The organism is Paracoccus sulfuroxidans (assembly GCF_007830335.1).
Taxonomy (GTDB): Bacteria; Pseudomonadota; Alphaproteobacteria; order Rhodobacterales; family Rhodobacteraceae; genus Paracoccus; species Paracoccus sulfuroxidans.
In genome coordinates this window covers 154,998-181,709 of the sequence record NZ_VLKU01000005.1, presented here as the reverse complement: position 1 = coordinate 181,709, position 26,712 = coordinate 154,998, and the positions used below count along the sequence as shown (strand labels likewise).

Annotated in this window: 29 protein-coding genes; 25 read left to right on the top strand and 4 right to left on the bottom strand. The window is 65.4% G+C overall.

Annotated elements, in window-relative coordinates:
- Nucleotides 1-14: 14 nt before the first annotated feature.
- The 3 genes from IQ24_RS09820 to IQ24_RS09810 all read left to right on the top strand — a co-directional run bounded on the left by IQ24_RS09820 (nucleotide 15) and on the right by IQ24_RS09810 (nucleotide 2,333).
- Nucleotides 15-587 (top strand): L,D-transpeptidase family protein, encoded by a 573-nt coding sequence (locus IQ24_RS09820; RefSeq protein WP_145397777.1) that lies wholly within the window; start codon nucleotides 15-17, stop codon nucleotides 585-587.
- A 101-nt stretch (nucleotides 588-688) separates the two neighbouring features.
- On the top strand, nucleotides 689-2,065 hold the full coding sequence (locus IQ24_RS09815) for an MATE family efflux transporter (protein ID WP_145397776.1): 1,377 nt from the start codon (nucleotides 689-691) through the stop codon (nucleotides 2,063-2,065).
- A 31-nt stretch (nucleotides 2,066-2,096) separates the two neighbouring features.
- Complete coding sequence (locus tag IQ24_RS09810) at nucleotides 2,097-2,333, top strand: Lrp/AsnC ligand binding domain-containing protein (RefSeq protein ID WP_145397775.1); 237 nt, start codon at nucleotides 2,097-2,099, stop codon at nucleotides 2,331-2,333.
- Nucleotides 2,334-2,419: 86 nt separating this feature from the next.
- On the opposite strand, the gene IQ24_RS09805 is transcribed toward IQ24_RS09810, so the two are convergent.
- On the bottom strand, nucleotides 2,420-2,878 hold the full coding sequence (locus tag IQ24_RS09805) for a YaiI/YqxD family protein (RefSeq protein ID WP_145397774.1): 459 nt from the start codon (nucleotides 2,876-2,878) through the stop codon (nucleotides 2,420-2,422).
- 198 nt (nucleotides 2,879-3,076) lie between these two features.
- Here IQ24_RS09805 and IQ24_RS09800 point away from each other — a divergent pair, with 198 nt between their 5' ends.
- Genes IQ24_RS09800 through IQ24_RS09775 form a run of 6 tightly spaced genes read left to right on the top strand, consistent with a single transcriptional unit; the run spans nucleotide 3,077 to nucleotide 10,287 of the window.
- Complete coding sequence (locus IQ24_RS09800; RefSeq protein WP_242008058.1) at nucleotides 3,077-4,639, top strand: ABC transporter ATP-binding protein/permease; 1,563 nt, start codon at nucleotides 3,077-3,079, stop codon at nucleotides 4,637-4,639.
- Nucleotides 4,636-6,204 (top strand): amino acid ABC transporter ATP-binding/permease protein, encoded by a 1,569-nt coding sequence (locus IQ24_RS20495; protein WP_158637505.1) that lies wholly within the window; start codon nucleotides 4,636-4,638, stop codon nucleotides 6,202-6,204. Before IQ24_RS09800 ends, IQ24_RS20495 begins: the two co-directional genes overlap by 4 nt.
- A 27-nt stretch (nucleotides 6,205-6,231) precedes the next feature.
- Nucleotides 6,232-7,827 carry a cytochrome ubiquinol oxidase subunit I gene (locus IQ24_RS09790; protein WP_145397771.1) on the top strand — a complete coding sequence of 532 codons (1,596 nt, stop codon included), beginning with the start codon at nucleotides 6,232-6,234 and terminating at the stop codon, nucleotides 7,825-7,827.
- Complete coding sequence (cydB, locus tag IQ24_RS09785) at nucleotides 7,824-8,987, top strand: cytochrome d ubiquinol oxidase subunit II (protein ID WP_145397770.1); 1,164 nt, start codon at nucleotides 7,824-7,826, stop codon at nucleotides 8,985-8,987. The genes IQ24_RS09790 and cydB overlap by 4 nt, the downstream gene beginning before the upstream one ends.
- Before the next feature lie 12 nt (nucleotides 8,988-8,999).
- Nucleotides 9,000-9,131, top strand: coding sequence for a cytochrome bd-I oxidase subunit CydX (gene cydX / locus IQ24_RS09780; RefSeq protein ID WP_145397769.1), 132 nt, complete (start codon nucleotides 9,000-9,002; stop codon nucleotides 9,129-9,131).
- 52 nt (nucleotides 9,132-9,183) lie between these two features.
- Nucleotides 9,184-10,287, top strand: coding sequence for a pyridoxal phosphate-dependent aminotransferase (locus IQ24_RS09775; RefSeq protein WP_145397768.1), 1,104 nt, complete (start codon nucleotides 9,184-9,186; stop codon nucleotides 10,285-10,287).
- A 71-nt stretch (nucleotides 10,288-10,358) separates the two neighbouring features.
- On the opposite strand, the gene IQ24_RS09770 is transcribed toward IQ24_RS09775, so the two are convergent.
- Complete coding sequence (locus IQ24_RS09770; protein WP_145397767.1) at nucleotides 10,359-10,841, bottom strand: Lrp/AsnC family transcriptional regulator; 483 nt, start codon at nucleotides 10,839-10,841, stop codon at nucleotides 10,359-10,361.
- Nucleotides 10,842-10,962: 121 nt separating this feature from the next.
- Here IQ24_RS09770 and IQ24_RS09765 point away from each other — a divergent pair, with 121 nt between their 5' ends.
- The 9 genes from IQ24_RS09765 to ggt all read left to right on the top strand — a co-directional run bounded on the left by IQ24_RS09765 (nucleotide 10,963) and on the right by ggt (nucleotide 20,564).
- Nucleotides 10,963-11,292, top strand: coding sequence for a DUF2849 domain-containing protein (locus tag IQ24_RS09765; RefSeq protein ID WP_145397766.1), 330 nt, complete (start codon nucleotides 10,963-10,965; stop codon nucleotides 11,290-11,292).
- Nucleotides 11,285-12,940, top strand: coding sequence for a nitrite/sulfite reductase (locus tag IQ24_RS09760; protein WP_145397765.1), 1,656 nt, complete (start codon nucleotides 11,285-11,287; stop codon nucleotides 12,938-12,940). Before IQ24_RS09765 ends, IQ24_RS09760 begins: the two co-directional genes overlap by 8 nt.
- A complete protein-coding gene (locus tag IQ24_RS09755) occupies nucleotides 12,933-13,664 on the top strand; it encodes a phosphoadenylyl-sulfate reductase (protein WP_145397764.1) in 732 nt (243 codons plus the stop codon). The genes IQ24_RS09760 and IQ24_RS09755 overlap by 8 nt, the downstream gene beginning before the upstream one ends.
- Complete coding sequence (locus IQ24_RS09750) at nucleotides 13,661-14,032, top strand: DUF934 domain-containing protein (RefSeq protein WP_145397763.1); 372 nt, start codon at nucleotides 13,661-13,663, stop codon at nucleotides 14,030-14,032. Before IQ24_RS09755 ends, IQ24_RS09750 begins: the two co-directional genes overlap by 4 nt.
- 51 nt (nucleotides 14,033-14,083) lie before the next feature.
- Nucleotides 14,084-14,923 carry a ferredoxin--NADP reductase gene (locus tag IQ24_RS09745; protein WP_145397762.1) on the top strand — a complete coding sequence of 280 codons (840 nt, stop codon included), beginning with the start codon at nucleotides 14,084-14,086 and terminating at the stop codon, nucleotides 14,921-14,923.
- A gap of 127 nt (nucleotides 14,924-15,050) precedes the next feature.
- Nucleotides 15,051-17,666, top strand: coding sequence for a type I DNA topoisomerase (gene topA / locus IQ24_RS09740; protein WP_145397761.1), 2,616 nt, complete (start codon nucleotides 15,051-15,053; stop codon nucleotides 17,664-17,666).
- 108 nt (nucleotides 17,667-17,774) lie between these two features.
- Nucleotides 17,775-18,293, top strand: coding sequence for an RrF2 family transcriptional regulator (locus IQ24_RS09735; protein ID WP_145397760.1), 519 nt, complete (start codon nucleotides 17,775-17,777; stop codon nucleotides 18,291-18,293).
- The gene (locus IQ24_RS09730) at nucleotides 18,290-18,748 is read left to right on the top strand and encodes a carboxymuconolactone decarboxylase family protein (protein ID WP_145397759.1); all 459 of its coding nucleotides are present in this window, start codon (nucleotides 18,290-18,292) and stop codon (nucleotides 18,746-18,748) included. The genes IQ24_RS09735 and IQ24_RS09730 overlap by 4 nt, the downstream gene beginning before the upstream one ends.
- A 76-nt stretch (nucleotides 18,749-18,824) precedes the next feature.
- The gene (gene ggt / locus IQ24_RS09725; RefSeq protein WP_199756536.1) at nucleotides 18,825-20,564 is read left to right on the top strand and encodes a gamma-glutamyltransferase; all 1,740 of its coding nucleotides are present in this window, start codon (nucleotides 18,825-18,827) and stop codon (nucleotides 20,562-20,564) included.
- Here ggt and IQ24_RS09720 read toward each other — a convergent pair.
- Together IQ24_RS09720 and IQ24_RS09715 are read right to left on the bottom strand one after the other, a co-directional pair.
- Nucleotides 20,558-20,905, bottom strand: coding sequence for a DUF488 domain-containing protein (locus tag IQ24_RS09720; RefSeq protein WP_145397758.1), 348 nt, complete (start codon nucleotides 20,903-20,905; stop codon nucleotides 20,558-20,560). The genes ggt and IQ24_RS09720 overlap by 7 nt on opposite strands.
- 50 nt (nucleotides 20,906-20,955) lie before the next feature.
- On the bottom strand, nucleotides 20,956-21,528 hold the full coding sequence (locus IQ24_RS09715) for a LuxR C-terminal-related transcriptional regulator (RefSeq protein WP_145397757.1): 573 nt from the start codon (nucleotides 21,526-21,528) through the stop codon (nucleotides 20,956-20,958).
- A gap of 124 nt (nucleotides 21,529-21,652) precedes the next feature.
- Between IQ24_RS09715 and IQ24_RS09710 the strand changes: the two genes are divergently transcribed.
- The 7 genes from IQ24_RS09710 (at nucleotide 21,653) to IQ24_RS09680 (ending at nucleotide 26,709) form a co-directional block, all read left to right on the top strand.
- Nucleotides 21,653-22,360, top strand: coding sequence for a CoA transferase subunit A (locus IQ24_RS09710; protein ID WP_145397756.1), 708 nt, complete (start codon nucleotides 21,653-21,655; stop codon nucleotides 22,358-22,360).
- A complete protein-coding gene (locus IQ24_RS09705) occupies nucleotides 22,360-22,992 on the top strand; it encodes a 3-oxoacid CoA-transferase subunit B (RefSeq protein WP_145397755.1) in 633 nt (210 codons plus the stop codon). The genes IQ24_RS09710 and IQ24_RS09705 overlap by 1 nt, the downstream gene beginning before the upstream one ends.
- 231 nt (nucleotides 22,993-23,223) lie before the next feature.
- Entirely contained in the window at nucleotides 23,224-24,378 is a 1,155-nt protein-coding gene (locus tag IQ24_RS09700) for a Hint domain-containing protein (RefSeq protein ID WP_145397754.1), read from the top strand.
- Nucleotides 24,379-24,438: 60 nt separating this feature from the next.
- The gene (locus IQ24_RS09695) at nucleotides 24,439-25,029 is read left to right on the top strand and encodes a hypothetical protein (RefSeq protein WP_145397753.1); all 591 of its coding nucleotides are present in this window, start codon (nucleotides 24,439-24,441) and stop codon (nucleotides 25,027-25,029) included.
- Nucleotides 25,022-25,429: a tol-pal system-associated acyl-CoA thioesterase gene (gene ybgC, locus IQ24_RS09690; RefSeq protein ID WP_145397752.1), complete on the top strand. Its 408-nt coding sequence runs from the start codon at nucleotides 25,022-25,024 to the stop codon at nucleotides 25,427-25,429. The genes IQ24_RS09695 and ybgC overlap by 8 nt, the downstream gene beginning before the upstream one ends.
- Before the next feature lie 116 nt (nucleotides 25,430-25,545).
- Complete coding sequence (gene tolQ / locus IQ24_RS09685) at nucleotides 25,546-26,241, top strand: protein TolQ (protein ID WP_145397751.1); 696 nt, start codon at nucleotides 25,546-25,548, stop codon at nucleotides 26,239-26,241.
- Nucleotides 26,242-26,709, top strand: a complete 468-nt coding sequence (locus tag IQ24_RS09680; protein WP_145397750.1) for an ExbD/TolR family protein — start codon at nucleotides 26,242-26,244, stop codon at nucleotides 26,707-26,709.
- The last annotated feature ends 3 nt before the right edge of the window (nucleotides 26,710-26,712 follow it).

The following is a 26,712-nucleotide window of genomic DNA, read 5'->3' as shown; positions in this document are numbered from 1 at the left end:
AAGGAGATCGACAGATGAAACGCCTGGCCTCGCTGTTCTCGGCGCTGTCGATCGCCTTTCTGATCTGGGGCGGCTATGTCTATCTGCGCGCGGGGCTGGAGCCGGTTCCGGCCCCCGAAATGCCCGATCACTACATCCCGCAGACCTCGGTCGCGCCCGAACTGACCAGCCCGGTGCAGCGCATCCTGATTGAAAAGCAGGCGCGGCGGATGACGGTGTTTCAGCAGGAAGGCCCGGCCAAGATCTACAAGATCGCGCTTGGCTTCTCGCCCGACGGCAACAAGTCGCGGCAGGGCGACGGGCGCACGCCCGAGGGTGTCTTCCGCGTTGACCGGCTGAACCCGCAAAGCCGCTTTCACCTGTCGCTGGGCATCGACTATCCGCAGCCCCAGCACCGCCGCGCGGCGCGGGCGGGCGGCTTCGATCCGGGCGGCGACATCATGATCCATGGTCAGCCGAACACGATCCCCGATGGTTTCCGGGTGAAGGGCGACTGGACCGAGGGCTGCATCGCCATCGACGATGACGAGATCGAAGAGATTTTCGCCCTGACCCGCATCGGCACCGAGGTCGAGATCCGCCCCTGATCCGCCCCCGATCCGTGGCCATTTCGCAGCAGTTTGCAGGCGTCGGATGGCCCGTCTTGCAGGCGCTTGCCCAATGATCGGCGCAGGGATAAGGCAGAGGAATGACTCTCGTTCGTTTCGTCCCGCATGTCAGCGCCACTCTGGCGCTTGGGTTGCCGCTGGTCGGCAGCCATCTGTCGCGCATGGCGATCCATGTCAGCGACACCGTTCTGGTGGGCTGGTACGGGGTCGATCCGCTGGCCGCGCTGATCATCGCCACCTCATTCTTCAACCTGATGTTCTTTCTGGGCATGGGCTTCGGGATCGGGGTGATGGGCGTCATCGCCTCGGCCATCCAGCGCGGGGACGAGGCCGAAGTGCGGCGCTCGGCCCGGATGGCGCTGTGGCTGTCGCTGATCTATTCGCTGCTGGTCATGCCGCTGATGTGGTGGTCCGAGCCGATCCTGCTGGCCCTTGGCCAGAAGCCGGTGGTGGCGGGGCTGGCGCAGGATTTCCTGCGCATCGCAGGCTTTGGCCTGATCCCGATGTTGGGGGCGCTGACGCTGAACAGCTATCTGGCGGCGATGGAAAAGCCCAAGGTGGTGATGCTGGTCACGCTGGCGGGCCTGCCGGTGAACATCTTCCTGAACTGGGTCTTCCTGTTCGGCAATCTGGGCGCGCCCGAGCTGGGCGTGCGGGGCTCGGCCATCGCGTCACTCTCGGTGCAGGTGCTGCAATTCGTGCTGCTGATCGCCTATGCGCGCTGGCTGCCGACGGCGCGGCGCTATCGCCTGTTCCAGCGCTGGTGGCGGCCCGACTGGTCCGCGATGCGGGCGGTGTTCCGGCTGGGCATGCCCATTGGCCTGACCATGGTGGCCGAGGGCGGGCTGTTCGTCGGCTCGAACATGATGATGGGCTGGATCGGCACGCGCGAGCTGGCGGCGCATGGGATTGCGCTGCAGCTGGCCTCGATCACCTTCATGGTGCATCTGGGCCTGTCGAATGCGGCGACGGTGCGGGCGGGGCAGGCGAAGGGGCGCAATGACGCCGCCTTCATGAAGGATGCGGCGCTGACGGTGACCGTCGTCTCGATCGTGGTGGCGCTGATGGCGGTGGCGGTCTTCGAATGGTTCCCGCGCCCGCTGGTCGAGCTGTATCTGGACGCGACCCATCCCGAGACCCCGGCGATTGTCGAGATTGCCGTCTATCTGATGTTCTATGCCGCGCTGTTCCAGCTGACCGATGCCTTGCAGGTGATCGCGCTTGGCCTGCTGCGGGGCGTGCAGGACACCCGCGTGCCGATGATCATTGCGGCGGTGAGCTATTGGTTGATCGGCATGCCGGTGGCCTATGGGCTGGCCTTTGTTGCGGGGATCGGCCCGGCCGGATTGTGGCTGGGGCTGGTCGCCGGTTTGTCGGTGGCGGCGCTGCTGTTGATGTGGCGTTTCTGGCGCGGGCTGGCGCGGGGGCACTGGACCACCGCCCCCACGGCGGGCTAGGTTCAGCCAAGGCACAGCAAGCGAGGTGAAGATGCGGCCCGTTTTCGTTCAGTTCCGTTGCTCGCCCGGCAAGACCTATGAGGTTGCCGATGCCATCTATGACCGCGAGGTGGTGAGCGAGCTTTACTCGACCTCGGGCGAGTTCGACCTGATTGCCAAGGTCTATGTCCCCGAGGATCAGGATGTCGGCCGCTTCCTGTCGGAGAACCTGTTCGACATCCCCGACATCAGCCGGACGCTGACCACGATGACCTTCAAGGCGTTTTGACGTCTGGGTGAAGAAGGTGGGGCTCTGCCCCGCAGCGCAAGCGCTGCCCCCCGGGATATTTCGACATGAAAGAAGCGCGCGGGCGGTCAGCCTTGGCGCAAGAGTTCGCCCAGCACCCGGTCCAGCGATTGCAGGAAGCGGGAGCGGTCGGCTTTGGAAAAGCCATGGCCGCCGCGCGTCTGGTGGAAGGGGTCGGCCGAGCGGATATCGCTCATCAGATCGCGGGCGGCGAGGCGGGGGCCGATATTGGCCTGCGTCAGGATCTCGCCATTGGGTTGGATGACCCGCGCGCCTGCCTTGAGGCAGCGGTCGGCCAGCGGGATGTCGGCGGTCACCACCGCATCCGAGGGGCCGCATTCCGCCGCGATCCATTGGTCGGCGACGTCCGGGCCCTCGGGCACCACGATCAGCGAGACCAGCGGGTTCTGCGAGGGCCGGATGCCGCCGTTGCAGACGAGGATCATCGGGATGCGCAGGCGGGTGGCGACGCGTTCGGCCTCGGATTTGACGGGGCAGGCGTCGGCATCGATGTAGAGTTTGGTCACGCGTGCTGGTCCGTTCCGGGCTGGGGTTGGGGGGCGTCATAGTCGGAAAGGCCGCGTTTGGACAGAGCGCCGCATTTGCAATGCGGGCGGGGGCCGTTAGCCTGAGCGCGAGTTGAGGCAGGAAAACGGCGGATTATGGAGCAGGACGGGGCGGAACGCGGTGCAGCCCGGCGCTTGCTGGCGCCAGAGGCGCGGGCCTTGCGTTTGGCCGCCTTGCTTTCGGTGATTGCGCATCTTTGCTGGCTGCCGATGGCGGGCTGTGCCGCCTGGGTCTTGGCGGGGCTGGTCGAGGGGCGTGGGGTTTCCTTGGGCGTGATCCTGGGGTTTGTGGCCTGCGGGCTGGCGCGCGGGGGCCTGAACCATCTGGCTGAGGGGGTGGCGCAGCGCGCGGCTTTGGGGGCTGTGACCCGGCTTCGGGGCGAGTTGTTGCAGGTTGTCTCGGGTCGGGCGGTCCTGCCGCGTGCGGGGGCGCTGGCGCTGGTGGCGGGCGATCAGGCGGCGGCCATCGTGCCCTATGCCGTGCGCTACGGCATGGGTTTTGCGCGGGCGGCGGTCGTGCCTTTGGTCATTTTGCTGTGCGCATTCGCGGTCTCATGGGCGGCGGGGCTGATCCTTCTGCTGACCGGGCCGGTGATCCCCGTCTTCATGGCGCTGGTCGGCCATGCCGCCGGGCGCGCCAGCCGCGCGCAGTTTCAGGAGATGAGCAGCCTTGGCGCCCTGCTGGCCGATCGCGTGGCCGCTTTGCCCGACATCCGGCTGTTGGGGGCGGGTCAGCGGCTGCGGGACGAGTTCGGTCGCGCCGCCGAGGCGTTGCGGGCGCGCACCATGCAGGTGCTGGGCATCGCCTTCCTGTCCTCGACCGTGTTGGAGTTGTTTGCGGCGCTTGGCGTGGCGATCATGGCGGTCTTCTGCGGCTTTTCGCTGCTGGGGCATTTCGGCTTCGGCATGTGGGGCGCGCCGCTGAGCGTGGGGCAGGCGCTGTTTCTGCTGATGATCGCGCCCGAGTTCTATCAGCCGCTGCGCGATCTGGCGGCGGCCTGGCATGACCGCGCCTCGGCCGATGCGGCGGCGGCGCTGATCGCGCAGGAGATGGCCGAGGCTCCGGCCATGCCTGGTTTGGGGGCGCCTGCGGTGCCTCTGGCGGTTGGTGGCATTGCGCTGCGGGGCCTGCGTCATCGCGGGATCGCCTATCCTGACCTCGACTTGCGGGCGGGCGAGGCGCTGGTGCTGACCGGGCCGAGTGGCTCGGGCAAAAGCACGCTGCTGCGCCTGCTGGCGGGGCTGGAGGCGCCCGAGGCGGGGCAGGTGCTGGTGGCGGGGCAGGCGCTGGACGCGCAGAACGCTGATGCATGGCGGGCGGGCTTGGGCTGGATGCCGCAGGCCGTGCATTTCCTTGATGCCTCGCTGGAGGAGAATCTGCGGATGGGACGCGCGGGCGATCTGGACGCCGCCCTGCGGTCGGCGGCGGCGGATCACCTGCCCGAGGGGCTGCCTGAGGGGCAAGCCACCCGGCTGGGAGAGAGGGGCGCGGGGCTTTCGGGCGGCGAGGCGCGGCGGCTGACGCTGGCGCGCGCGCTTTATGGCGCACCCGGCTGGATCCTTGCCGATGAACCCACAGCCGATCTGGATGCCGGCACGGCCGAACGGGTGGCGCAGGGCCTGCTGGCGGCGCATCGCGGCGGGGCCGGGCTGATCGTGGCGACCCACGACCCCGCGCTGATCGCGGCCATCGGGCGTGAATATCGGTTGGGCGCGCCATGATGTGGCGGATCTGGCGGGTGATGGCGGCGGGCGGCCATATGGGGCGGGCGATGCTGCTGGCGGTGGTCGTGCTGCTGGCCGGGGCGGGGCTGCTGGTGCTCTCGGGCTGGTTCATCAGCGCGACCGCCCTGGCAGGGTTGGCGGGTGCGGGGGGCATGTTCGACGTTTTTCGCCCTGCGGCCTCGATCCGCGGGCTGGCGCTGTTGCGCACCACCTCGCGCTATGGAGAGCGGTGGCTGGGACATGACGCGACGCTGCGCGGCGTGGCGGCGCTGCGGCTGATGGTGCTGGGCGGGCTGGCCCGTGCGCCCTGGCGGCAGCTTCAGCGCCAAAGGCGCGGCGCGGCGCTGGCGCAGGTCGTGGCCGATACCGATACGCTGGATGCGCTGCCATTGCGGGTGGTGATGCCGCTGGTTGCGGGGCTGATCGCGATTGTGGCGGTGGGCGGGCTGATCGGCTGGCTGGCGGGTGGGGTGATGGCGCTTTGGATCGCAGGCACCCATCTGGGCGGGGCCATTGCGGCGGGCCTTTGGGGCGCGCGGCGGGGGCCTCGGACAGCGGCGCAGGAACTGGCCGCGCGCGCCGCCTTTGGCCGCTACACGCTGGACCTGATCGCCGCGCGGGATGATCTGGCGATCCATGGCCGCCTGCCGCACCAGCTGGCACAGGCCATGCAGGCCGAGGCGCGGGTGGCCGAGATGGCCGCGCTTCAGGACCTGGACGAACGGGATGCGGCGCTGATCCTGGATCTGACCCGGGCGGCGACGATGGGCGGCGCGCTGGCTTTGGGCGCGATGGGTGTCGAGAGCGGCGCATTCGGCCCCGCTATTGCCGGGGCGTGTTTCTTTGCCGCGCTGGCACTGGGCGAGGCGACCGCCCCTTTGCGCCGGATGGTCACGGAATATGGCCGCATCCGCGACGCGGCGCAGCGCGTGGGGCCGATGCTGGAGATCCCCGCCCCGCAAGGCACGGCGCAGACGGGCGCGGTGCTGCCCCTGACCATCGGCGATCTGACCCTTGGCGCGGGGCAGGTGCTGGCGGTCTCGGGTCCCAGCGGGGCGGGGAAGACCACCTTGCTGGAGCGGATCGCGGGACTTGGCCCGGATGCGGAGCCGCCGATCCGGCTTGGCGGTATCCGGCCCACAGACTGGGACGAGGGCGAGCTGCGCGCCCGGTTGACCATGGTGCCGCAGCGCCCGGCGCTGATCGCCGGAACCCTGCGCGACAATCTGGCGCTGGCCGCGCCCGTTGCTGAGGATGCCGAACTGCTGGCCGCTCTGCAGGCCGTCAGGCTGGATCACCTGCGGGGCGGGCTGGATCTGTGGCTGAAGGACGGAGGCGCGGGGCTTTCGGGCGGCGAGCAGCGGCGGCTGGCGCTGGCCCGTGCGATCCTGCGCCAGCCGCAACTCCTGATCCTTGATGAGCCGACCGAGGGGCTGGACGCGGCCACCGCCAGGGCGGTGCTGGCGGGCATCCGTCAGGCCCTGCCACAAGCCGCGATTGTCCTTGCGTCACATCGTCCCAGTGATCTTCAGGGGGCTGATTTCCGTATGGAATTGTCCTAACCTGTCCCGACGCAGCAGGAGAAGATCATGGACTTCGGTGTTGTCGAGCTTTCGCGGTTGCAATTTGCCTCAACCGCTCTTTTTCACTTTCTGTTCGTTCCGCTGACCCTTGGACTGTCCGTGATCGTCGCGATCATGGAGACGGTCTATGTGATGACCGGCCGCCCGATCTGGCGGCAGATGACCAAGTTCTGGGGCTCATTATTCGGGATCAACTTTGCCCTTGGCGTGGCCACGGGCATCACCATGGAGTTCCAGTTCGGCATGAACTGGGCCTACTATTCGCACTATGTCGGCGACATCTTCGGCGCGCCGCTGGCGCTGGAAGGGCTGATGGCCTTCTTCATGGAGGCCACATTCGTCGGCCTGTGGTTCTTCGGCTGGGACCGGCTGTCGAGCCGCGGGCACCTGATGGTGGCCTGGCTGGTCGCCATCGCCACCAATTTCTCGGCGCTGTGGATCCTGATTGCGAACGGCTGGATGCAGAACCCCGTGGGGGCCGAGTTCAATCCGGTTACCATGCGCATGGAGCTGGTCAGTTTTTATGACGTCGTCTTCAACACCGTCGCGCAGGCGAAATTCGTCCATACCGTCAGCGCGGGCTATGTGACGGCCTCGGTCTTCGTGCTGGGGGTCTCGGCCTGGTATCTGCTGAAGGGGCGGCATATCGAACTGGCCCGCCGCTCGATCGCGGTCGCCTCGGCCTTCGGGCTGGCGGGCGCGCTGTCGGTGGTCGTGCTGGGCGACGAGTCGGGCTATGACACCGGTCAGAACCAGAAGATGAAGATGGCCGCCATCGAGGCGATGTGGAAAACCCAGCCCGCGCCTGCGGCCTTCACCCTGATTGGCCTGCCCCAGCAAGAGACGCGCGACACGAAATGGGCCATCCATATCCCCTATGTGATGGGGCTGATCGGCACCCGCTCGCTGACCGAGCAGATCCCCGGCTTCGACGAGCTTGAGGCGGAATCGGAACAGCGCGTGCGTGACGGGCTGACCGCATATGACCTGCTAATGCAGATACAGGAGCACACCGCCACCGGCGTCGACCCCGCCCTGATCGCCGAATTCCGCCAGCATGAGGAAAACCTGGGCTATGCCTATCTGCTGAAACGCTACATCGACGATCCGCGTCAGGCGAGTGATGCCCAGATCAAGCAGGCGGCGGCCGATACGGTCCCCACCGTCTGGCCGATCTTCTGGGCCTTCCGCATCATGGTCGGGCTGGGCTTCAGCTTCATCCTGCTGATGGTCTATTTCTTCTGGCGCGCCTCGTTTCGCAACATGCGCTTTCCGGGCTGGGCGCTGCGCCTGGCCGTCGTGATGATCCCCGCGCCCTGGATCGCGGTCGAGATGGGCTGGATCGTCGCCGAATTCGGCCGCCAGCCCTGGACGGTCGACGGCGTGCTGCCGACCGCCATGTCGGTCAGCAATCTCAGCGTGGCCGAGGTCGGGCTGACCCTGATGGGCTTCTTCCTGCTCTATTCGGCGCTCTTCGTGGTCGAGATCGGGTTGATGCTGAAATACATCCGCAAGGGCCCGCATGACGATGTGACGCTGACCGATGACTGGATGGCCCGCCATCGCGCGCGCCTGTCCCCGAGCAAGGAGATCGCAAGATGATCCTTTATGAGTTGATCTCATTCGAGGCCCTGCGCGTCATCTGGTGGCTGCTGATGGGCGTGCTTCTGATCGCCTTCGCCATGACCGACGGTTTCGACATGGGGGCAGGGACGCTGCTGCCCTTCGTCGCCCGCACGGATATCGAGCGGCGGGTGGTCTTCAACACCATGGGCCCGGTCTGGGAGGGCAATCAGGTCTGGTTCATTCTGGGCGGTGGCGCGATCTTTGCCGCATGGCCGCCGCTTTATGCCATCAGCTTCTCGGGCTTCTATCTGGCGATGTTCCTGATCCTTGGCGCAATGATCCTGCGCCCGGTCGCGTTCAAATATCGCAGCAAACGCAAGGACCCGCGCTGGCGGGCCATGTGGGACAGGGCGCTCTTCATCGGCAGCGCGGTGCCTGCGCTGCTTTTCGGTGTGGCGGTCGGCAATGTCCTTCTGGGCGTGCCGTTCCACCTGACCCCCAGCCTGATGCCAGTCTATGAGGGCGGGCTTTTTGCCAAGTTCTTCGGCCTGCTGCGCCCGTTTGCGCTGCTTTGCGGTGTCGTCTCGCTGGCGCTGCTGGTCCTGCATGGCGCGGGCTGGCTGGTGCTGAAAACGACCGGAGACCTCCAGTCCCGCGCCCGCCGCTATGGGGTACGTGCGGGGCTTGTCGTGCTGGCGGGCTATGCGCTGGCGGGGCTCTGGCTGTATTTTGGCGTCACCGGCTATGCTTTCGTCACGCCACCCGCGCATGACGGCCCCTCGAACCCGCTGATCCATGAGGTCCTGCGGCAGGGCAGTTGGCTGGCCGCCTATGGCGAACGCCCGTGGATCCTGATCGCCCCGGTCTTGGGCTTTCTGGGCACGCTGCTGGCCATTGGCGCACTGCGCTCGGGGCGGGACACGCTGCCGATCCTCTGTTCGCAAATGGCGATCTTCGGCATGATCTCTTCGGTCGGGCTGGTGATGTTCCCGTTCATCCTGCCGTCCTCGACCCATCCGACCAGCTCGCTTTCGGTCTGGGACGCCTCGTCCTCGCATCAGACGCTGTTCGTGATGCTGGTGGCCGGGGTCATCTTCCTGCCGCTGATCATCGCCTATACCGCCTGGGTTTACCGCGTGCTCTGGGGCAAGGTCACGCCCGAGAGTATCGATGAAAACGACACCCACGCCTACTGAAAGGACAAGCTGATGTGGTATTTTGCCTGGATGCTGGGCCTGCCTCTGGCGGCGGGGTTCGCGGTCCTGAACGCCATGTGGCTGGAACTGGACGAGGACCGCCGCCTCATGCAGGGCGATACCGACCAGCCGCGCCGCAAGTGAGGGCCTGATCGGGGCTTGCAGCGGATCGCCGAATCCGCTTCACCTTCCCGATATGAGCAGATTTCGTTTCGCCCCTATCGCCGCCGCCCTTCCCGCGACCATCCCCTTCACCGGGCCCGAGACGCTGGAGCGCCGCCGCGGCGCGCCTTTCCTCGCCCGGCTGGGGGCCAATGAAAACGGCTTCGGCCCCTCGCCGCTCGCGGTCGAGGCGATGGCCCGCGCGGCCTCGGAGATCTGGAAATACGGCGATCCCGAAAGCCATGAGCTGCGCCACGCACTGGCCGCGCATCACGGCGTCGCGCCCGAAAACATCATGCTGGGCGAAGGCATCGATGCGCTTCTGGGGCTGCTGGCGCGGCTGATGATCGCCCCGGGTGAGGTCGTGGTCACTTCGGCGGGGGCCTATCCGACCTTCAACTATCACGTCGCGGGCTATGGCGGCACCCTGCGCACCGTGCCCTACCTCGACGACGCCGAGGACCCCGACGCGCTTCTGGACGCGACGGTGGAGACCGGGGCGCGGCTGACCTATCTGGCCAATCCCGACAACCCCATGGGCAGCTGGCACGACGGCGCGCGGATCGAGGCGATGGTCCGTGCCCTGCCCGAAACCGCGCTCCTGATCCTCGATGAGGCCTATGCCGAATTCGCCCCCGCCTCGGCCATTCCGCACATCGAGGCCGAAAACCCGAACGTCATCCGCTTCCGGACCTTCTCCAAGGCCTACGGCATGGCCGGCGCGCGCGTGGGCTACGCCATCGGCCCGGCCGAGCTGATCGCCGGGTTCGACCGCATCCGCAACCATTTCGGCATGAACCGCGCGGCGCAGATCGGCGCGCTGGCGGCACTGGCCGATCAGAACTGGCTGCAAGAGGTGGTCGCGCAGGTCGCCGCCGCTCGCGATCGCATCGGCACCATCGCTGCCGCAAACGGCCTCCGTGCATTGCCCTCGGCCACGAATTTCGTTGCCGTCGATTGCGGCCGCGACGCAAGCTACGCCCGCGCCCTCCTCGACGCGCTTGAGGCACAGGGCATCTTCCTGCGCATGCCGGGCGTCGCGCCGATGAACCGCTGCATCCGCATTTCCTGCGGCCCGGCCACCGAACTCGACCACCTTGCCGAGGCGCTGCCGAAAGCACTGGCCACCCTCGACTAGACCCCAAGCACGAATTTCTTCGTTGCCCAAATACCCATGCGGCCGCGCCCCCTGGCCCGGCCGCGCGGACTTTATCCCAGCGGCAGGGCCGTCGTCGCCTTCAGCTCTTCCATCGACAAAAGCGCCGTGACGTTGTGGATCTTCACCTCTGAAATCAGCGCCTGATAGAAGCGGTCATAGGCGCGGGCGTTCCGCACCTGAACCTTCAGGATATAGTCGATGTCCCCGGCCAGCCGGTGCGCCTCGATCACCTCGGGACGTGCGCGCACCGCCTTCAGGAACTTCTGCGCCCATTCGACATCATGCTCGCTGGTGCGGATCAGGACGAAGAAACAGGCCTCCAACCCCAGCTGATCGGGGTCCAGCAGGGCGACCTGCGCGCGGATGACGCCCGCGTCTCTCAGCTTGCGAATCCGATTCCAGACCGGCGTCTTCGAGGCCCCCACGCGGGCCGCGATATCGTCCAGCGACAGGGTCGCATCGGTCTGCAGCAGAGACAGGATTTTCCGATCTGTCCCGTCCAGCCGGATAGGTGTTTGCCCGTCTTGGCTCATTGTAAAATCTCGTTCCCTTGGCTGTCCCGGTGTTGGAACCTGTTTCTTATTTTTATCGCCCACTCGTCAATATGGCGAATTTTTTTCTATATTAGGGGAAGATTTTTCATGAGGTTCCGCCATGTCCAAAGGCTTTACTCCCTCCGCCGCGACCCCCGCCGTCATCACCGCGAATGACCTGCGCCAGGGCCATTGCGTGTGGATGCTGGATGGCGGCTGGACCTCGGACCCGGCCGAGGCGCAGCTTTACGAGGATGAGGCGATTGCCGATCTCGCGCTGCTCGACGCCATTTCGCAGGACAATCTGGTGGTCGGCCCCTATCTGGCCGAGGCCCGCCGTGGTCCCGATGGCCGTCCCGAACCTACCCATTTCCGCGAGGCTTTCCGCCGTCGCGGCCCGTCCAACTACTTCCATGGAAAGCAAGCCGAACTTGAGGCCAGCAATGTTTGACGTCAGACCCCAGCACAATGAATACCTGCGCCACCGCTCGGCCCAGTTTCGCCGTCAGGTCGAGCGTCGCCTTGATGGCAGCCTGACCGAAGAGGAATTTCGTCCTCTGCGCCTGATGAACGGCGTCTATCTGCAGCTGCATGCCTATATGCTGCGGGTGGCGATCCCCTATGGCACGCTCAAGCCCGACCAGATGCGCACGCTGGCGCTGCTGGCCGAGAAATGGGACAAGGGCTACGGCCATTTTACCACGCGCCAGAACATCCAGTACAACTGGCCCAAGCTCGTGGACATTCCGGACATGCTGGACGCGCTGGCCGATGCCGGTCTGCATGCGATCCAGACCTCGGGCAACACCATCCGCAACGTCACCACCGACGCCTTTGCTGGTGCTGCCGCCGATGAGGTCACCGATCCGCGCCCCTATGCGGAACTGCTGCGCATGTGGTCGACCGACCACGGCGAATTCCAGTTCCTGCCGCGTAAGTTCAAGATCGCGATCTCGGGCGGCGACAAGGACCGCGCCGTTATCGCGGCCCATGACATCGGCTTGCGCCTGCGCCAGAACGAGGCCGGAGAGCTGGGCTTCCAGGTCTGGATCGGGGGCGGCCTTGGCCGCACGCCGCTGCTGGGTCAGGTGGTTCGTGAGTTCCTGCCCGAAGCCGACCTGCTGCCCTATGTCGAGGCGATCATCTCGGCCTATAACCTCGCTGGCCGCCGCGACAACAAATACAAGGCCCGGATCAAGATCACCGTGGCCGAGCGTGGGCTTGACGTCATGCGCGAGGAAATTGAGGCTGAATTCCTCAATCGCCGCGCCGCCTTCACCGGCGTCGATCAGGCGCTGCTGGATGAGTTGAAGGCCGTCTATGCCGCGCCCGAATTCCGCCATGAGGGTGAGGGCGATTTCGAGGCCACGCGCGCCGCGAATGCCGCCTTCCGCAGCTGGACCGACACCAACCTCTCGGCCCATCGGATCCCGGGCTATGCCAGCGTTACCGTGACGCTGAAGGGTCGCGGCACGACGCCGGGCGACGCTTCGGCCGAACAGATGCGCCTGCTGGCCGATCTCGCGCAGCAATACGGCCATTCCGATATCCGCATCGCGCATGACCAGAACGTCGTGCTGCCGCATGTCCACAAATCCGACCTGCCCGCGATCTATGCGGCGCTGAAGGACGCGGGGCTGGCGACCGCGAATGCGGGGCTGATCAGCGATATCGTCGCCTGCCCGGGCATGGACTACTGCACGCTGGCCACCGCCCGCTCGATCCCGATCGCGCAGGACATTGCCGAGCATTTCCGCCAGCGCGAGCTGGAAGACGACATCGGCAAGATCGACATCCGCATCTCGGGCTGCATCAACGCCTGCGGACACCACCACCTGGGCCATATCGGCATTCTGGGTCTGGATCGCGCAGGGGTCGAGAACTATCAGATCACGCTGGGCGGCGACGGCTATGACATCCCGGCCATCGGCCAGCGCGCCGGTGCGGGCTTCCCCGCCGAAGAGGTCGTGCCTGCCATCGACCGCCTGATCGACACCTATCTTGACCTGCGCGAAAGCGAGGAAGAGCGTTTCATCGACGCCTATCGTCGCCTGGGAGTGGCTCCGTTCAAGGCGGCGCTGTACCCCGCCGATGCTTGATCAGACGCTGGACGGGCGTGCCGTACGGCTGAACGACCGCTACAAACACCATGCCGCGACCGAGGTGTTGCGGCGTGCGCTGCGCGACCCCGATCTGGGGTCGACGTCGCTGGTGTCCTCGTTCGGGGCGGAATCGGTGGTGCTGTTGCATATGGTCTCGGTCGTGGCGCCGGGGACTCCGGTCCTGTTCATCGACACGATGATGCTGTTTCAGGAAACGCTGGATTATCAGCTGGAGGTCACGCGCAAGCTGGGCCTGACCGATGTGCGGGTGATCCGCGCCTCGGAACGCGAGGTGGCGCTGAACGATCCCGACGGGACGCTGCATCAGTTCAACACCGATGCCTGCTGCGATTTCCGCAAGACCATCCCGCTGGAGCGCGAGCTGTCGAAATTCGACGCCTGGATCACCGGTCGCAAGCGTTTTCAGGGCGGCGAGCGCCAGCAGCTTGAGTTCTTCGAGGCCGAGCCGCCCTCGCGGCTGCGGATCAATCCGCTGGCGCATTGGCGTTCGCAGGACGTGCAGGATTACATGATCGAGAACAACCTGCCGCGCCACCCGCTGGTCGCCAAGGGCTATGCCTCGATCGGCTGTGCGCCCTGCACCTCGCCGGTCAAGCCGGGCGAAGACCCCCGCGCCGGTCGCTGGCGCGGCAGCCAGAAGACCGAATGCGGCATTCATTTCATCGGCGGGCAGATGGTCCGCGCAGGAGCGAAAGCATGAGCGATTTCATCCTTGTCCGTGACGATGGCTTCCACCCCTATGACGGGGCCGAGCCGGTGCTGCTGACCTCGGACACTGATCCGGCCACGCTGGCGGGCCATCTGGACCAGCCGCTGATCGCCATCGACTTCCCGGCGATGACCGACGGGCGCGGCTTTACGCTGGCCCGGATGCTGCGCGAGCAGGGCTATACGGGGCGTTTGCGCGCCGTCGGCGGGCTGATCGCCGATCAATATGCCATGGCGCGGCGCGTGGGCTTTGACGAGGTTCGCATCTCGGCCGCGCTGGCCGCGCGACAGCCCGAGGCGCAATGGCTGGACCGGGCCGACTGGAAGGACTGGGACCATCGGTCGCGCCTTGCGGGCTGAACCGGGCTTTCAAACCGCGCAGTCATCGACTAGATAAGTCAGGAATTCGACATGACACTGGATCTTTCCGTGGCCGAACTTGCCGTCAAACCCGCCAAGACGCTTCCCGATGCGCAGACCGTCACCTCGGTCAAGCACTGGACGGACCGTCTGTTTTCCTTCCGCGTCACGCGTCCGGCCAGCCTGCGCTTCCGCTCGGGCGAGTTCGTGATGATCGGCCTGCCGGGCGAGAACGGGAAACCGATCCTGCGCGCCTATTCCATCGCCTCGCCCAACTGGGACGATGAGCTGGAATTCTATTCGATCAAGGTCCCGGACGGGCCGCTGACCTCGAAACTGCAGCACATTCAGGAGGGCGACGAGATCATCCTGCGCCCGAAGCCCGTCGGCACGCTGGTGCTGGATGCGCTGCTGCCCGGCAAGCGGCTGTGGTTCTTGGCGACCGGCACGGGGCTTGCGCCCTTCGCCAGCCTGATGCGCGATCCCGAGACCTATGAGCGCTATGAGCAGGTCATCATGATGCACACCTGCCGCACCGCCGATGAGCTGACCTATGGCCGCGAGCTGGTCGAGAACCTGCGTCACGACCCGCTGCTGGGCGAGATCTATGGCGAGGAATTCGCCAGTCGTCTGCTGTATTACCCGACCACGACCCGCGAAGAGACCCCTCTGATGGGCCGGATCACCGACAACATGACCTCGGGCAAGGTGTTCGCCGATCTGGGCCTGCCGCCCATGGATCCGGCGAATGACCGCGCAATGATCTGTGGCAGCCTGGCGTTCAACGTGGACGTCAAAGAGGTGCTGGAAGGCTTCGGCATGCGCGAGGGCGCCAACAGCGAACCCAAGGAGTTCGTTGTGGAAAAAGCCTTCGTGGGGGATGGTATCTGAAGCCGCCCCGCCGGGGGTTTCACACCCCCGGACCCCCGTGGGATATTTGGCATGAAAGAAGGGTGGCGTTGACAGTCGGGGTGAGGACGCCCATTTTCCCGGCCCGAATCATCGCGAAGGAATCCGCATGCCTGTCGTCGTCGTCGAATCTCCGGCCAAGGCCAAGACGATCAACAAATATCTTGGCGACGATTATACCGTTCTAGCCTCGTTCGGTCACGTTCGCGACCTTCCCCCGAAGGATGGCAGCGTCGATCCGCAGGACGATTTCGCCATGAAATGGGAGGTCGCAGCGGACAGCCGCAAGCATGTCAAGGCAATCAAGGATGCACTGGCGAGCGATCCGAACCTGATCCTGGCCACCGACCCCGATCGCGAGGGCGAGGCGATTTCCTGGCATCTGCTGGAGACCCTGGCGCCCGCGCTGAAGAAGGGTGGCGAGGTCAGCCGCGTGACCTTCAACGCGATCACCAAGAATGCCGTGACCGAGGCCATGGCGAACCCGCGCAAGATTGACCAGCCGCTGGTCGACGCCTACCTGGCGCGTCGGGCGCTGGATTATCTGGTGGGGTTCAATCTGTCTCCGGTCCTGTGGCGCAAGCTGCCGGGGGCGAAATCGGCGGGCCGCGTGCAGTCGGTCGCGCTGCGCATCATCGTCGACCGCGAGATGGAGATCGAGGCCTTCAAGGCCCGCGAGTACTGGACCGTCCATGCCCGTCTTGCGACGCCGCGCGGCAATGAGTTCGACGCGACGCTGGTCACCTATGGCGGCAAGAAGCTGGAGCGCTTCGATCTGGCCAATGCCGAGGATGCGGGTCTGGCCGTCGCGGCCGTGGAAAGCCGCGACCTGAAGGTGACCTCGGTCACCGCCAAGCCCGCGAGCCGCAATCCCTGGCCGCCCTTCATGACCTCGACCCTGCAGCAGGAGGCCAGCCGCAAGCTGGGCCTTGGCGCGCGGGCCTGCATGTCGGCGGCGCAGCGCCTCTATGAGGCGGGCTACATCACCTATATGCGGACCGACGGCATCGACATGGCCCCCGAGGCCGTGATGGCCGCGCGTGAGGCGATCAAGGCGCGGTTCGGCGGCGATTATGTTCCGGCAGCGCCGCGCATGTACAAGAACAAGGCGAAGAACGCGCAGGAAGCGCATGAATGTATCCGCCCGACGGATATGTCGCTGTCGCCCGACCAGTTGAAGGTCTCGGAAAAGGATCAGAAGGCGCTTTATGACCTGATCTGGAAGCGCACCATCGCGAGCCAGATGGAAGCCGCGCGGATGGAGCGCACCACCGTCGAGATCGGCAGCGCGGATGGCCAGGTCGGCCTGCGTGCCAATGGTCAGGTGATGCTGTTTGACGGCTTCCTGAAGGTCTATGATCAGGGTCTGGACGATGATGAGGGCGAAGACAGCGCCCGCCTGCCGCAGATCCATGAGGGCGAGGCGACGCCCAAGCGCTCGGTCACGCCCGAGCAGCATTTCACCCAGGCGCCGCCCCGCTATACCGAGGCCACGCTGGTCAAGCGCATGGAAGAGCTGGGGATCGGGCGACCCTCGACCTATGCCAGCATCGTGACGACCATTCAGGACCGCGATTATGTCCGCAAGGACAAGAACCGGCTGATCCCCGAGGACAAGGGGCGGCTGGTCACGGTCTTTCTGACGAAATACTTCCCGCGCTATGTCAGCTATGATTTCACCGCCGATCTGGAAGGTGAACTGGATGAGATAAGCGCCGGTGACCGCGGCTATCGCGAGGTGCTGCGGCGCTTCTGGCGCGATTTCTCGGCCGCGCTGGAGGACACGAGCGAGCTGCGCATCTCGGAGGTGCTGACGGCGATCGACGAGGCGCTGGCGCCCGCGCTGTATCCGCCGCGTGCCGATGGTGGCGATCCGCGCGAATGCCCGCTGTGCCATGTCGGGCGGCTGCATCTGAAGACCGCGCGTTCGGGCGGGGCCTTCATCGGCTGCGCGAATTATCCCGAATGCCGCTATACCCGGCCGATTTCCGGCGCCGAGGGTGAGGCTGTGGGCGACACTGTTCTGGGTCAGGACGGCGAGGATGAGATCAGCCTGAAGAACGGCCGTTTTGGCCCCTATGTGCAGCGGGGCGAGGCCACGGCCGAGAACCCGAAGCCGCCGCGCGCCTCGGTGCCGAAAGGCTGGGACCTGTCCTCGGTCGATCTGCAGCGGGCGCTGGACCTGCTGGCGCTGCCGCGTGTGGTCGGCAACCACCCCGAGGATGGGGTCGCGGTCGAGGCCGGGATCGGGCGCTTCGGTCCCTATGTCAAACATGGCTCGAAATACGCGAACCTGCCGGATGTCGAGGAGGTCTTCACCGTCGGCATGAACCGCGCCGTCGAGGTGCTGGCCGCCAAGGTCACGCGCGGTCGTGCGGCGGCGGCTGCGCCGCTGAAGGAGCTGGGCGAGCATCCCGAGGGCGGGGCGATTCAGGTTCTGTCGGGGCGCTATGGGCCTTACGTCAAATGGGGCAAGGTCAACGCCACCTTGCCGCGCGATCTGGAGCCGGGCGACGTCACGGTCGAGCAGGCGCTGGAGCTGATTCAGGCCAAGGCCAGCAAGGGCGGCAAGAAGGCCGCACCGAAGAAGGCGGCGGCGAAGAAAGAGCCTGCGGCGAAAAAGCCCGCCGCCAAGAAGGCAGTGGCCAAGAAACCGGCAGCGAAAAAGCCTGCGGCCAAGAAGGCCACGGCGAAAGCCGCTGATACTGCCGCCGACAGCGAGTAATCGCATGCTTTGATCCGTTTCAGAACCGGCGCTTCGGCGCCGGTTTTTCGTTGCGTATTGACTTGGCAACGAATCGTGGATATTAACCATCCATGATTGGAGACGGCGATGAAACTGGGTGACGGGGTCGAACAGGCCATCCATGTGACGGGCTTTCTGGCAGCTTTGCCGGGCGGCGCGGTCATGTCGGCGGCGGCGCTGGCCGAGTTTCACGGCGTCTCGACCAGCTATCTGCTGAAGCATCTGCAGGCGCTGTCGGGGGCAGGGGTGCTGGAGACGGTGCCCGGTCCTCAGGGCGGCTACCGGCTGGCGCGTGCGCCCGAACGGATCAGCCTGCTGGACATCGTGCTGGCGGTCGAGGGGCCGGAGCCCGCGTTCCGCTGCAAGGAGATCCGCCAGCGCGGACCGGGGGCCCAGACCGTCAGCGCCGCGCTGCTGCGCAACCCCTGTCAGATCAACGCCGCCATGCTGCGCGCCGAACAGGCGTGGCGGGCGGAACTGCGTCGCGTCACCATCGCCGATATTCAGGGCGAGGTGGCTGCGATGGACGATGGAACCATTGCCGCGCGCGGCTGCGCCTTCATTGAGCAGCACGGGCGGGGCCTGAATCGGAAGGACGAAAGATGAAAGCCAGACTCAACGCCTATCAGAAAGCCCCCGCGACGATGAAAGCCGCCGCCGATCTTGCCGCCAATATCAAGGCAGGCTTCGGGTTGGAGCCGCGTTTCATCCACCTGATCGACCTGCGCGCCTCGCAGATCAACGGCTGCGCCTATTGCGTCGACATGCATTGCAAAGAGGCCCGCGCCGACGGCCTGTCGCAGCAATGGATCGATCTGGTCAGCGTCTGGCGCGAGTCGCCCCTTTACGACGCGCGTGAGCGTGCGGTGCTGGAATGGACCGAGGCCGTCACCCGGGTCGAGCAGACCGGCGCGCCCGATGCCGCCTTCGAGGCGCTGAAGCCCTTGTTCTCCGAGGAGGAGATCATCGGCCTGACCACCCAGATCGCGATGATCAATTTCTGGAACCGCGTGGCGATCAGCATGCGCTCTCAACACCCGGTTGAGCGCAAGGCCGCCTGAACCCGGCATTTCCTTTTGACCCCACGACCCAGCTTGTTACCCTTCCTCGCAAATCTGTGATGTAGGAGGGGCAAAGATGAGCTTGGCGAAAATCCTGAAACTGGGCGCGATGGCGGTGGCGATTGCGCCCCTTTCGCTCTCGGGGGCCTTTGCCGATGGCGCGGCGTTCTTCGACCCGCTGGACCGGATCCATCCGGTCTGGGCGGAAAACGGCATGGTCTCGGCGCAGGAGCGGCTGGCGGCCGAGATTGGCCGGGACATTCTGGCCAAGGGCGGCAATGCCGTGGATGCGGGCGTCGCGGTGGCCTTCGCGCTGGCGGTGACGCTGCCGCGCGCGGGCAATATCGGCGGCGGTGGCTTCATGCTGGTCCATGACGCCAAGACCGGCCAGACCCATGCCATCGACTATCGCGAAATGGCGCCCTCGGGCGCGTCGCGCGACATGTTCCTGGATGAGAAGGGCGAGCCTGACAGCGACAAGTCGCTTTACAGCGGCGCGGCCTCGGGCGTGCCGGGGACGGTCGCGGGCATGCGGCTGGCGCTGGAGAAATACGGCTCTCTGCCCTGGGCCGAGGTGATTGCCCCGGCGATCCGGCTGGCCGAAGAGGGTTTCCCCGTCACGCCGGAACTGTCCGACAGCATCGAGAGCGAGCGGGAATATCTGGAAAAGCATCCCGCAACCAAGGCGATCTTCTTCAAACCCGACGGGCAGGTCTGGCAGCCGGGCGAGACGCTGGTGCAGGCCGATCTGGCGAAGACGCTGAAGAAGATCGCCGAAGAGGGCCCGGACGGGTTCTATAAGGGCGAGGTGGCCGAGGCGGTCGCGCGCTCGGTTCAGGCGGTGGGCGGGCTGATCACGCCCGAGGACATGGCCGCCTACAAGGTCGTCGAGCGGGAGCCGGTGCGCGGCACCTATCGCGGCTTTGAGGTCGTCTCGATGCCGCCGCCCTCCTCCGGGGGCGTGCATCTGATCCAGATCCTGAACGCGCTAGAGGGCTATCCGATTGGGGCATTGGGGCAGAACTCGGCCCAGACGATCCATCTGATGGCCGAGGCGATGAAGCTCGCCTATGCCGACCGCTCGGAATATCTGGGCGATCCGGATTTCGTCGATGTGCCGGTCGCGGCATTGACCAGCAAGGATTATGCGGCAGCGATGCGCGCCAAGATCAGCGCCGAATTCGCGACGCCCGCCGCGCAGATCAAGCCTGCCGACCTGACGCCCTACGAATCCGATCAGACCACGCATTTCTCGATCATCGACAAGGACGGGAATGCGGTCTCGAACACCTATACGATCAACTTCAACTATGGCTCGGGTCTGGTCGCGGACGGCACCGGCGTGCTGATGAACAACGAGATGGACGATTTTTCCGCCAAGCCCGGCACGCCCAATGGCTTTGGCCTGATCGGCGGCGATGCCAATGCCATCGAAGGGGGCAAGCGGCCGCTGTCCTCGATGACGCCGACGCTGGTCTTGAAGGATGGGAAGATCTGGCTGGTCACTGGCTCGCCCGGCGGGGCGCGGATCATCACGACGGTGCTGCAGGTCATCATGAACATGGTCGATCACGGGATGAATGTGGCCGAAGCCTCGACCGCGCCGCGCGTCCATCACCAATGGCTGCCCGACGAGCTGCGGGTCGAGGAGGGCATCAGCCTTGACACCCTCCGCCTGCTGGAGGCCAAGGGCCATGCCATCGTGCTGAAGGACGCCATGGGCTCAACCCAGTCGATCATGCGCGACCCGGAGAGCGGCTCGCTTTACGGCGCGTCGGACCCGCGCAGGCCGGATGCGGCGACGCTGGGCTATTGAAGCAGATAGTCGCGCAGGGCGAGGGCGTTGTTATGCGCCTCGTCCTTGGCGGCATAGATCAGCGTGACCGGGCCTTCCGAGATCCGGTCACGCAGCGCCTGCACAGCCTCGGGATTGGCGTCGAGTTCGGCGAAATAGGCGCGGCGAAACGCGTCCCACAGCGACGGGTCGTGATGAAAGCGATGGCGCAGCGCATCTGACGGCGCGACATCCTTCAGCCATTCGGTCAGTTGCAGCTTTTCCTTCGAGATACCGCGCGGCCACAGCCGATCGACCAGCAGGCGCTGGCCATCGGATGGGGCAGCGGGGGCGTAGGCCCGTTTGAGCGCAATCTCGGGCATGGCGTCATCCTTCGCAGAAGGAAGCCCGAAGGCGGGCAAGAGTTCCCTTGTCAGTCGCCTTCGAGGTTCAGAAGCGAACGCACGAGTTCCGAGGCGTTCCGCGCCTGCATCTTGCGCATCATATTGGCCCGGTGCGCCTCGATCGTGCGCGGAGAGCGGGCCAGCGTCTGGGCGATTTCCTTGCTGGTGAAGCCGTTGACCAGATATTTCGCGATCATCTTTTCGGCGGCGGTCAGGATCTCGGGACTGGCGCTCTCGGATTCCAGCGGCACATAGGTCCAGATCGCAAGGCGGAACGGGTCGGTGGGGTCAAGGGTGCGGCCGCGCCCCTCCATCCACACGATCTGGCCGTTCTTGCGGCGCATCAGGCGTTCATCGCGGCAGATGTCGTCGCTGGCGAAGGCCTTGCGGGACCGCTCGCCGACCTGTTCGAAATCGGTCTGGCCGGGATAGAGCAGGCGCATGGATTTGCCCTCGATTTCCTCGGGGCGCCAGCCGAAGACCCGCTCCACCATCGCATTGGCGCGAAGCACGATACGCTCGGACAGGACCAGCGTGGCGACCGGGGCATGCAGGAAGCCAAGGCTGTCCTGCGCCTCGGGCAGGGGCGGATCGGTCGGCATTATTTGTCCCGTTACCTAGTCGTCTAAGTATTCCTACGGATGGCGCGCGGCTTTTCAACCCGACAGAATTGGGTTCAAGCGGATGAGGAGTCCGTGTTCGAGGATTCAGAACAGAGTGGGGCGAATGGGAAAGAAAGTCTACGGCAGCGCCGCCGAGGCGCTTGACGGGCTGTTGCAGGACGGGATGCTGATCGCTGCGGGCGGGTTCGGCCTGTCGGGCATTCCGGAACTGCTGATTGCCGCGATCCGCGACAGCGGCGTGAAGGGGCTGACGGTCGCCTCGAACAACGCGGGCGTCGATGATTTCGGTCTGGGGGTGCTGCTGCAGACCCGGCAGATCAAGAAGATGATCTCATCCTATGTCGGCGAGAACGCGGAATTCATGCGCCAGTATCTGAGCGGAGAGCTTGAGCTGGAATTCAACCCGCAGGGCACGCTGGCCGAGCGGATGCGGGCTGGTGGGGCCGGTATCCCCGGTTTCTACACCAAGACCGGCGTTGGCACCGTCATCGCCGAGGGCAAGGAGCACAAGGATTTCGACGGCGAGACCTATATCCTTGAGCGCGGGATCGTATCCGATCTGGCCATCGTGAAGGGCTGGAAGGCCGACGAATCCGGCAACGTCGTCTTCCGCAAGACGGCGCGCAACTTCAACGTCCCCGCCGCGAAATCGGGCCGCGTTTGCGTCTGCGAGGTCGAGGAAATCGTCCCGACCGGTAGCCTTGATCCCGATTGCATCCACCTGCCGGGCATCTATGTCCATCGCCTGATCCAGGGGCAGCACGAAAAGCGCATCGAACAGCGCACCACCCGCAAGAAGGAGGCCGTGTGATGGCCGGTTGGGACCGCAATCAGATGGCGGCGCGGGCCGCGCAGGAGCTTCAGGACGGCTGGTACGTGAACCTTGGCATCGGCATTCCGACGCTGGTCGCGAACTACATCCCCGAGGGGGTGGAGGTCACGCTGCAATCGGAAAACGGCATGCTGGGCATCGGGCCCTTCCCCTATGAGGGCGAGGAAGACCCTGATCTGATCAACGCCGGCAAGCAGACGGTGACTGAGCTGCCGCAGACCGCCTATTTTGACAGCGCCGAAAGCTTTGCGATGATCCGCGGTGGCAAGATCGCCATGGCGATCCTTGGCGCGATGGAAGTGGCCGAGAATGGCGATCTGGCGAACTGGATGATCCCGAAGAAGCTGGTCAAAGGCATGGGCGGCGCGATGGATCTGGTTGCGGGCGTCAAGCGCGTGGTCGTGGTCATGGATCACACCAACAAGGCCGGGGAATCGAAGGTCTTGAAGGAATGCACGCTGCCCCTGACCGGCAAGGCCGTGGTGGACCGCATCATCACCAACCTTGGCGTTCTGGACGTCGTGGACGGCGGGTTGAAGATCGTTGAACTGGCCGACGGGATCAGCGAAGACGAGATGCGCAACTCGACCGAGGCGACAATCGTCGGGTGATTGCGGCCCGCGGTTGCCTTAACGGCAACGTCGGGTTGACTTCATCCGGTATATATCCCACAAGGCCGCAATCCCGGGTTGCGGTCTTTTAAGTCTCGGGAAATATTGGCTGAATTCGTCAGCCTGCCCGACTGTTACCTGTTCATTACGTTCACTCTTGCGGGCAATACACGCCCTAATTGCGTCTGTCGGCCTCCCGCGCCTCGATGCTAGAATGAACAGGAAGAAGCCATGCCCGATACCAACGTCAACCTTATGTGGTTGGGGAATCGCGCGTTGCTGGACAGCACGCCAAACAGCAACATCACGCAAACGCAGGCCAATGCGATCCGGAACTGGACCGCGCAAGGGTCGGACCAGCTTGAGGCGGTGTCGCTGCGGGGCAATTACTACGAGACCTCGGATGTGAACGGTCCGCATTTCCGCACGACCTATCTTGCGACCTCTTCGGCGCCTGCCAGCCAGTTCACCTATACCAGCCCGTCAACGGGGCAGGTGGTTTCGGGCATCCGCATCCAGACCTTCTTGCAGGCGAACTACAGCATCACCGTTCACGATGGTGCGGGGAATGCGACGGTCGTCAAGCAGACCGGCGTGCTGATCCAGATGAGCAATGGCGACCTGTTCTTCCGGCCCTCGACTTCGACACTGAATGCTTGGGACAATATCGACCGCATCTCGGAGGTGACGATCGACTCGGTTTCGGTGCTGACCAGTCATGTTGCGACGATGGGTTTCAAGGCCAGCATCTTCGACCTGACTGTCGTCTGCTTCACGCGCGGCACCCTGATCGACACCCCCGATGGTCCGCGCCCGGTCGAGGATCTGCGCATTGGCGATCTGGTCCTGACGCTGGACCGTGGTGCGCAGCCGATCCGCTGGATCGGATCGCGCAAGCTGGATATCGAACTGGCCTGCGTTCCGCGCCTTCGCCCGGTTCGCATCCGTGCAGACGCGCTTGGCGCGGGCGTGCCCAAATCCGATCTGCTGGTCTCACCGCAGCATCGCGTCCTTCTGCGCTCGCGCATCGCGGCGCGGATGTTCGGAGCGGCCGAGGTGCTGGTGGCGGCGAAATCCCTGCTGGGGCTTGACGGGATCGAGGTTGCGGATGATCTGCCCGAGGTTGAATATTTCCACTTCACCTTCGATCAGCATGAGATTGTCGTCGCCAATGGCGCCGAGGCCGAGTCGCTGTTCCCCGGGCCCGAGGCGCTGAAAGCCGTCAGCCCTGCTGCACGCCGCGAACTGGCAGAAATCTTCGTCGACCTTGCCAACCAATCGCCCGAGCCCGCGCGTGAGATCGTCAAGGGCGCGCGCCTGCGCAAGCTGGCCGATCGCCACGCATCGAACGCACGTGCTCTGGTCGATCAACCGGCCATGGCGTGACCAAAGCCTGGAGGCGGGGGCGCTTTTCCCTGTCTCCGCCTTCGGCTAAGGTCCGGGATCATGACCCAGACCCTTTCCGCCGATGACATCGCCCAGCTTTTCACCCGAGACGGTCATTACTTGCGTGCGCGCTGGGGGCGACCGGTCGCCCCGGTGATCTTCGGGCTGGATGACGACAGCCTCGCGATTTTCCGCAATGCGCTGACGGCGGTGCTGCAGGATATCCGCCACCAGATGGTCGAGACTGACCCCGAGATGGGGGCGAATATGATGACCTTTTTCCTGCGCGACTGGGCCGAGCTTGAGGGCATTCCGGATCTTGAACATCTGACCGGCCAGACCGACCTGCTCGCGCGGCTGACGGCGCAGGGCGCGGATCAGTACCGCCTGTTTCGCTTTGACCCCGATGGCGGCATCCGCGCCTCGATCTGTTTCGTGAACATGGGCGGTGGGCTGGCCGATGCCCATCCGGGGCAGTTGGCTGAAACTCTGGCGGTGCGCGCGCTGCTGACATTTGCGGGGGATGTGGCGGTCTCGCCCCGGATCGCGGCGCTTCTGCGGGCGGCCTATGATCCGGTCCTTCCGGTCGCGGCGGATGATCCCTCGGACGCGCTGCGGCTGTTTGCCCGGATGGGCGCGCGCAATGCATAGGTTTCAGGTCCGCGTCTATTACGAGGACACCGATCTGGCGGGGATCGTCTATTACGCGAATTACCTGCGCTTCATCGAGCGCGGGCGCAGCGAATGGCTGCGCGATCTGGGCATTGATCAGGTCGCATTGAAGGCCGAAGGGCTGGTCTTTGCCGTCCGCCGCGTCGAGGCTGATTACCTGCAGCCCGCGAAGTATGACGATCTGCTTGAGGTCCACTCAAGCCTTCGCACGCAGTCGCCCGCGCGGATGGTTCTGCACCAGGAGGTCAGGCGGGGCGAGGTGCTGCTGTTTGCCGCTGACGTCACGCTGGTGGCGATTGGCGAGGATGGGCGACCACGGCGGTTGCCTGCCGCGCTGGTCACGCGAATGGCGGCAGCGGCTGACCCCGGAAAAGCCTGAACTCACCTGAAAGTTGACGCAGAATTGACACCTGTGGGGATTGCCTGGCGGGCGGTCTCTGGTATCTGGCAGGCGAGAAGCCGCAGGTCAGCGGCCATTAGGACAGGCCAAATTTCATGGAACAACTTGCCGCCGCCGCTCAGCCGGTCGACTATTCACTGATTGCGCTGTTCGCGCGCGCCTCGATCACGGTGCAGATCGTGATGGTGATCCTGGTGCTGGCATCGTTCTGGGCCTGGGCGATCATCATCCAGAAATTCATCACCTTTGCGGCGGTGCGTCGCGACTCGGACCGGTTTGACCGGGCCTTCTGGTCGGGCCAGCCGCTGGACGATCTGTTCGACCGCATCGGCGACACCCCCTCGGGCGCGGCCGAGCGCGTCTTTGGCGCGGGCATGACCGAGTGGCGGCGCAGCCACAAGGACGACGGCGACCTGATCGCGGGCGCTCCGGCGCGGATCGACCGGGCGATGACCGTGGCGATCAACCGCGAAAACGACCGCCTGACCCGGGGCCTGCCGTTCCTGGCGACCGTGGGCTCGACCGCGCCGTTCATCGGCCTCTTCGGGACGGTCTGGGGCATCAAGAACTCGTTCGAGGACATCGCGATCTCGCAGAACACCTCGCTGGCCGTCGTGGCGCCGGGCATTGCCGAGGCGCTGGTTGCGACCGCGCTTGGCCTGCTGGCGGCCATCCCGGCGGTGATCTTCTATAACAAGCTCAGCACCGATGCGGACCGGATCACCGGGAACTTCGAATCCTTCGGGGATGAGTTCTCGACCATCCTGTCGCGCCAGCTGGACGAGGAATAAATGGCGGGCGGAGTCGTCAGAAAGCAGCGGTCCGGACGGCGTCGCGCCCGTTCGAAGCCGATGGCCGAGATCAACGTCACGCCCTTCGTGGACGTGATGCTGGTGCTGCTGATCATCTTCATGGTCGCCGCGCCTATGCTGACGGTCGGCGTTCCGCTGGAACTGCCCAAGACCGCCGCGCAATCGGTTCCGGCCGAGCCGGAAGAGCCGCTGAGCGTGTCGATCACCCCCGAGGGGCCGATCATGGTCATGACCAGCGAAGTCCCCGAGGCCGAGCTGATCCCGCGCCTGCAGGCCGTCATCGCCGAGCGGCAGAGCGACAAGATCTATCTGCGTGCGGATGGGGCGCTGCCCTATGCCCGCGTGATGGAGGTCATGGGTGCCCTGAACGCGGCCGGTTTCAGCAACATCGTTCTGGTGACCGATGCAGGCGGGCCGCGGATGAACGGCCAAGCCGGCGAAGGCTGACAT

Coding starts and splice junctions, on each gene's coding strand:
- IQ24_RS09820 (WP_145397777.1), top strand. CDS start 15: ATGAAACGCCTGGCCTCGCTGTTCTCGGCGCTGTCGATCGCCTTTCTG.
- IQ24_RS09815 (WP_145397776.1), top strand. CDS start 689: ATGACTCTCGTTCGTTTCGTCCCGCATGTCAGCGCCACTCTGGCGCTT.
- IQ24_RS09810 (WP_145397775.1), top strand. CDS start 2,097: ATGCGGCCCGTTTTCGTTCAGTTCCGTTGCTCGCCCGGCAAGACCTAT.
- IQ24_RS20495 (WP_158637505.1), top strand. CDS start 4,636: ATGATGTGGCGGATCTGGCGGGTGATGGCGGCGGGCGGCCATATGGGG.
- IQ24_RS09790 (WP_145397771.1), top strand. CDS start 6,232: ATGGACTTCGGTGTTGTCGAGCTTTCGCGGTTGCAATTTGCCTCAACC.
- cydB (WP_145397770.1), top strand. CDS start 7,824: ATGATCCTTTATGAGTTGATCTCATTCGAGGCCCTGCGCGTCATCTGG.
- cydX (WP_145397769.1), top strand. CDS start 9,000: ATGTGGTATTTTGCCTGGATGCTGGGCCTGCCTCTGGCGGCGGGGTTC.
- IQ24_RS09775 (WP_145397768.1), top strand. CDS start 9,184: ATGAGCAGATTTCGTTTCGCCCCTATCGCCGCCGCCCTTCCCGCGACC.
- IQ24_RS09770 (WP_145397767.1), bottom strand. CDS start 10,841: ATGAGCCAAGACGGGCAAACACCTATCCGGCTGGACGGGACAGATCGG.
- IQ24_RS09765 (WP_145397766.1), top strand. CDS start 10,963: ATGTCCAAAGGCTTTACTCCCTCCGCCGCGACCCCCGCCGTCATCACC.
- IQ24_RS09760 (WP_145397765.1), top strand. CDS start 11,285: ATGTTTGACGTCAGACCCCAGCACAATGAATACCTGCGCCACCGCTCG.
- IQ24_RS09755 (WP_145397764.1), top strand. CDS start 12,933: ATGCTTGATCAGACGCTGGACGGGCGTGCCGTACGGCTGAACGACCGC.
- IQ24_RS09750 (WP_145397763.1), top strand. CDS start 13,661: ATGAGCGATTTCATCCTTGTCCGTGACGATGGCTTCCACCCCTATGAC.
- IQ24_RS09745 (WP_145397762.1), top strand. CDS start 14,084: ATGACACTGGATCTTTCCGTGGCCGAACTTGCCGTCAAACCCGCCAAG.
- topA (WP_145397761.1), top strand. CDS start 15,051: ATGCCTGTCGTCGTCGTCGAATCTCCGGCCAAGGCCAAGACGATCAAC.
- IQ24_RS09735 (WP_145397760.1), top strand. CDS start 17,775: ATGAAACTGGGTGACGGGGTCGAACAGGCCATCCATGTGACGGGCTTT.
- IQ24_RS09730 (WP_145397759.1), top strand. CDS start 18,290: ATGAAAGCCAGACTCAACGCCTATCAGAAAGCCCCCGCGACGATGAAA.
- ggt (WP_199756536.1), top strand. CDS start 18,825: ATGAGCTTGGCGAAAATCCTGAAACTGGGCGCGATGGCGGTGGCGATT.
- IQ24_RS09720 (WP_145397758.1), bottom strand. CDS start 20,905: ATGCCCGAGATTGCGCTCAAACGGGCCTACGCCCCCGCTGCCCCATCC.
- IQ24_RS09715 (WP_145397757.1), bottom strand. CDS start 21,528: ATGCCGACCGATCCGCCCCTGCCCGAGGCGCAGGACAGCCTTGGCTTC.
- IQ24_RS09710 (WP_145397756.1), top strand. CDS start 21,653: ATGGGAAAGAAAGTCTACGGCAGCGCCGCCGAGGCGCTTGACGGGCTG.
- IQ24_RS09705 (WP_145397755.1), top strand. CDS start 22,360: ATGGCCGGTTGGGACCGCAATCAGATGGCGGCGCGGGCCGCGCAGGAG.
- IQ24_RS09700 (WP_145397754.1), top strand. CDS start 23,224: ATGCCCGATACCAACGTCAACCTTATGTGGTTGGGGAATCGCGCGTTG.
- IQ24_RS09695 (WP_145397753.1), top strand. CDS start 24,439: ATGACCCAGACCCTTTCCGCCGATGACATCGCCCAGCTTTTCACCCGA.
- ybgC (WP_145397752.1), top strand. CDS start 25,022: ATGCATAGGTTTCAGGTCCGCGTCTATTACGAGGACACCGATCTGGCG.
- tolQ (WP_145397751.1), top strand. CDS start 25,546: ATGGAACAACTTGCCGCCGCCGCTCAGCCGGTCGACTATTCACTGATT.
- IQ24_RS09680 (WP_145397750.1), top strand. CDS start 26,242: ATGGCGGGCGGAGTCGTCAGAAAGCAGCGGTCCGGACGGCGTCGCGCC.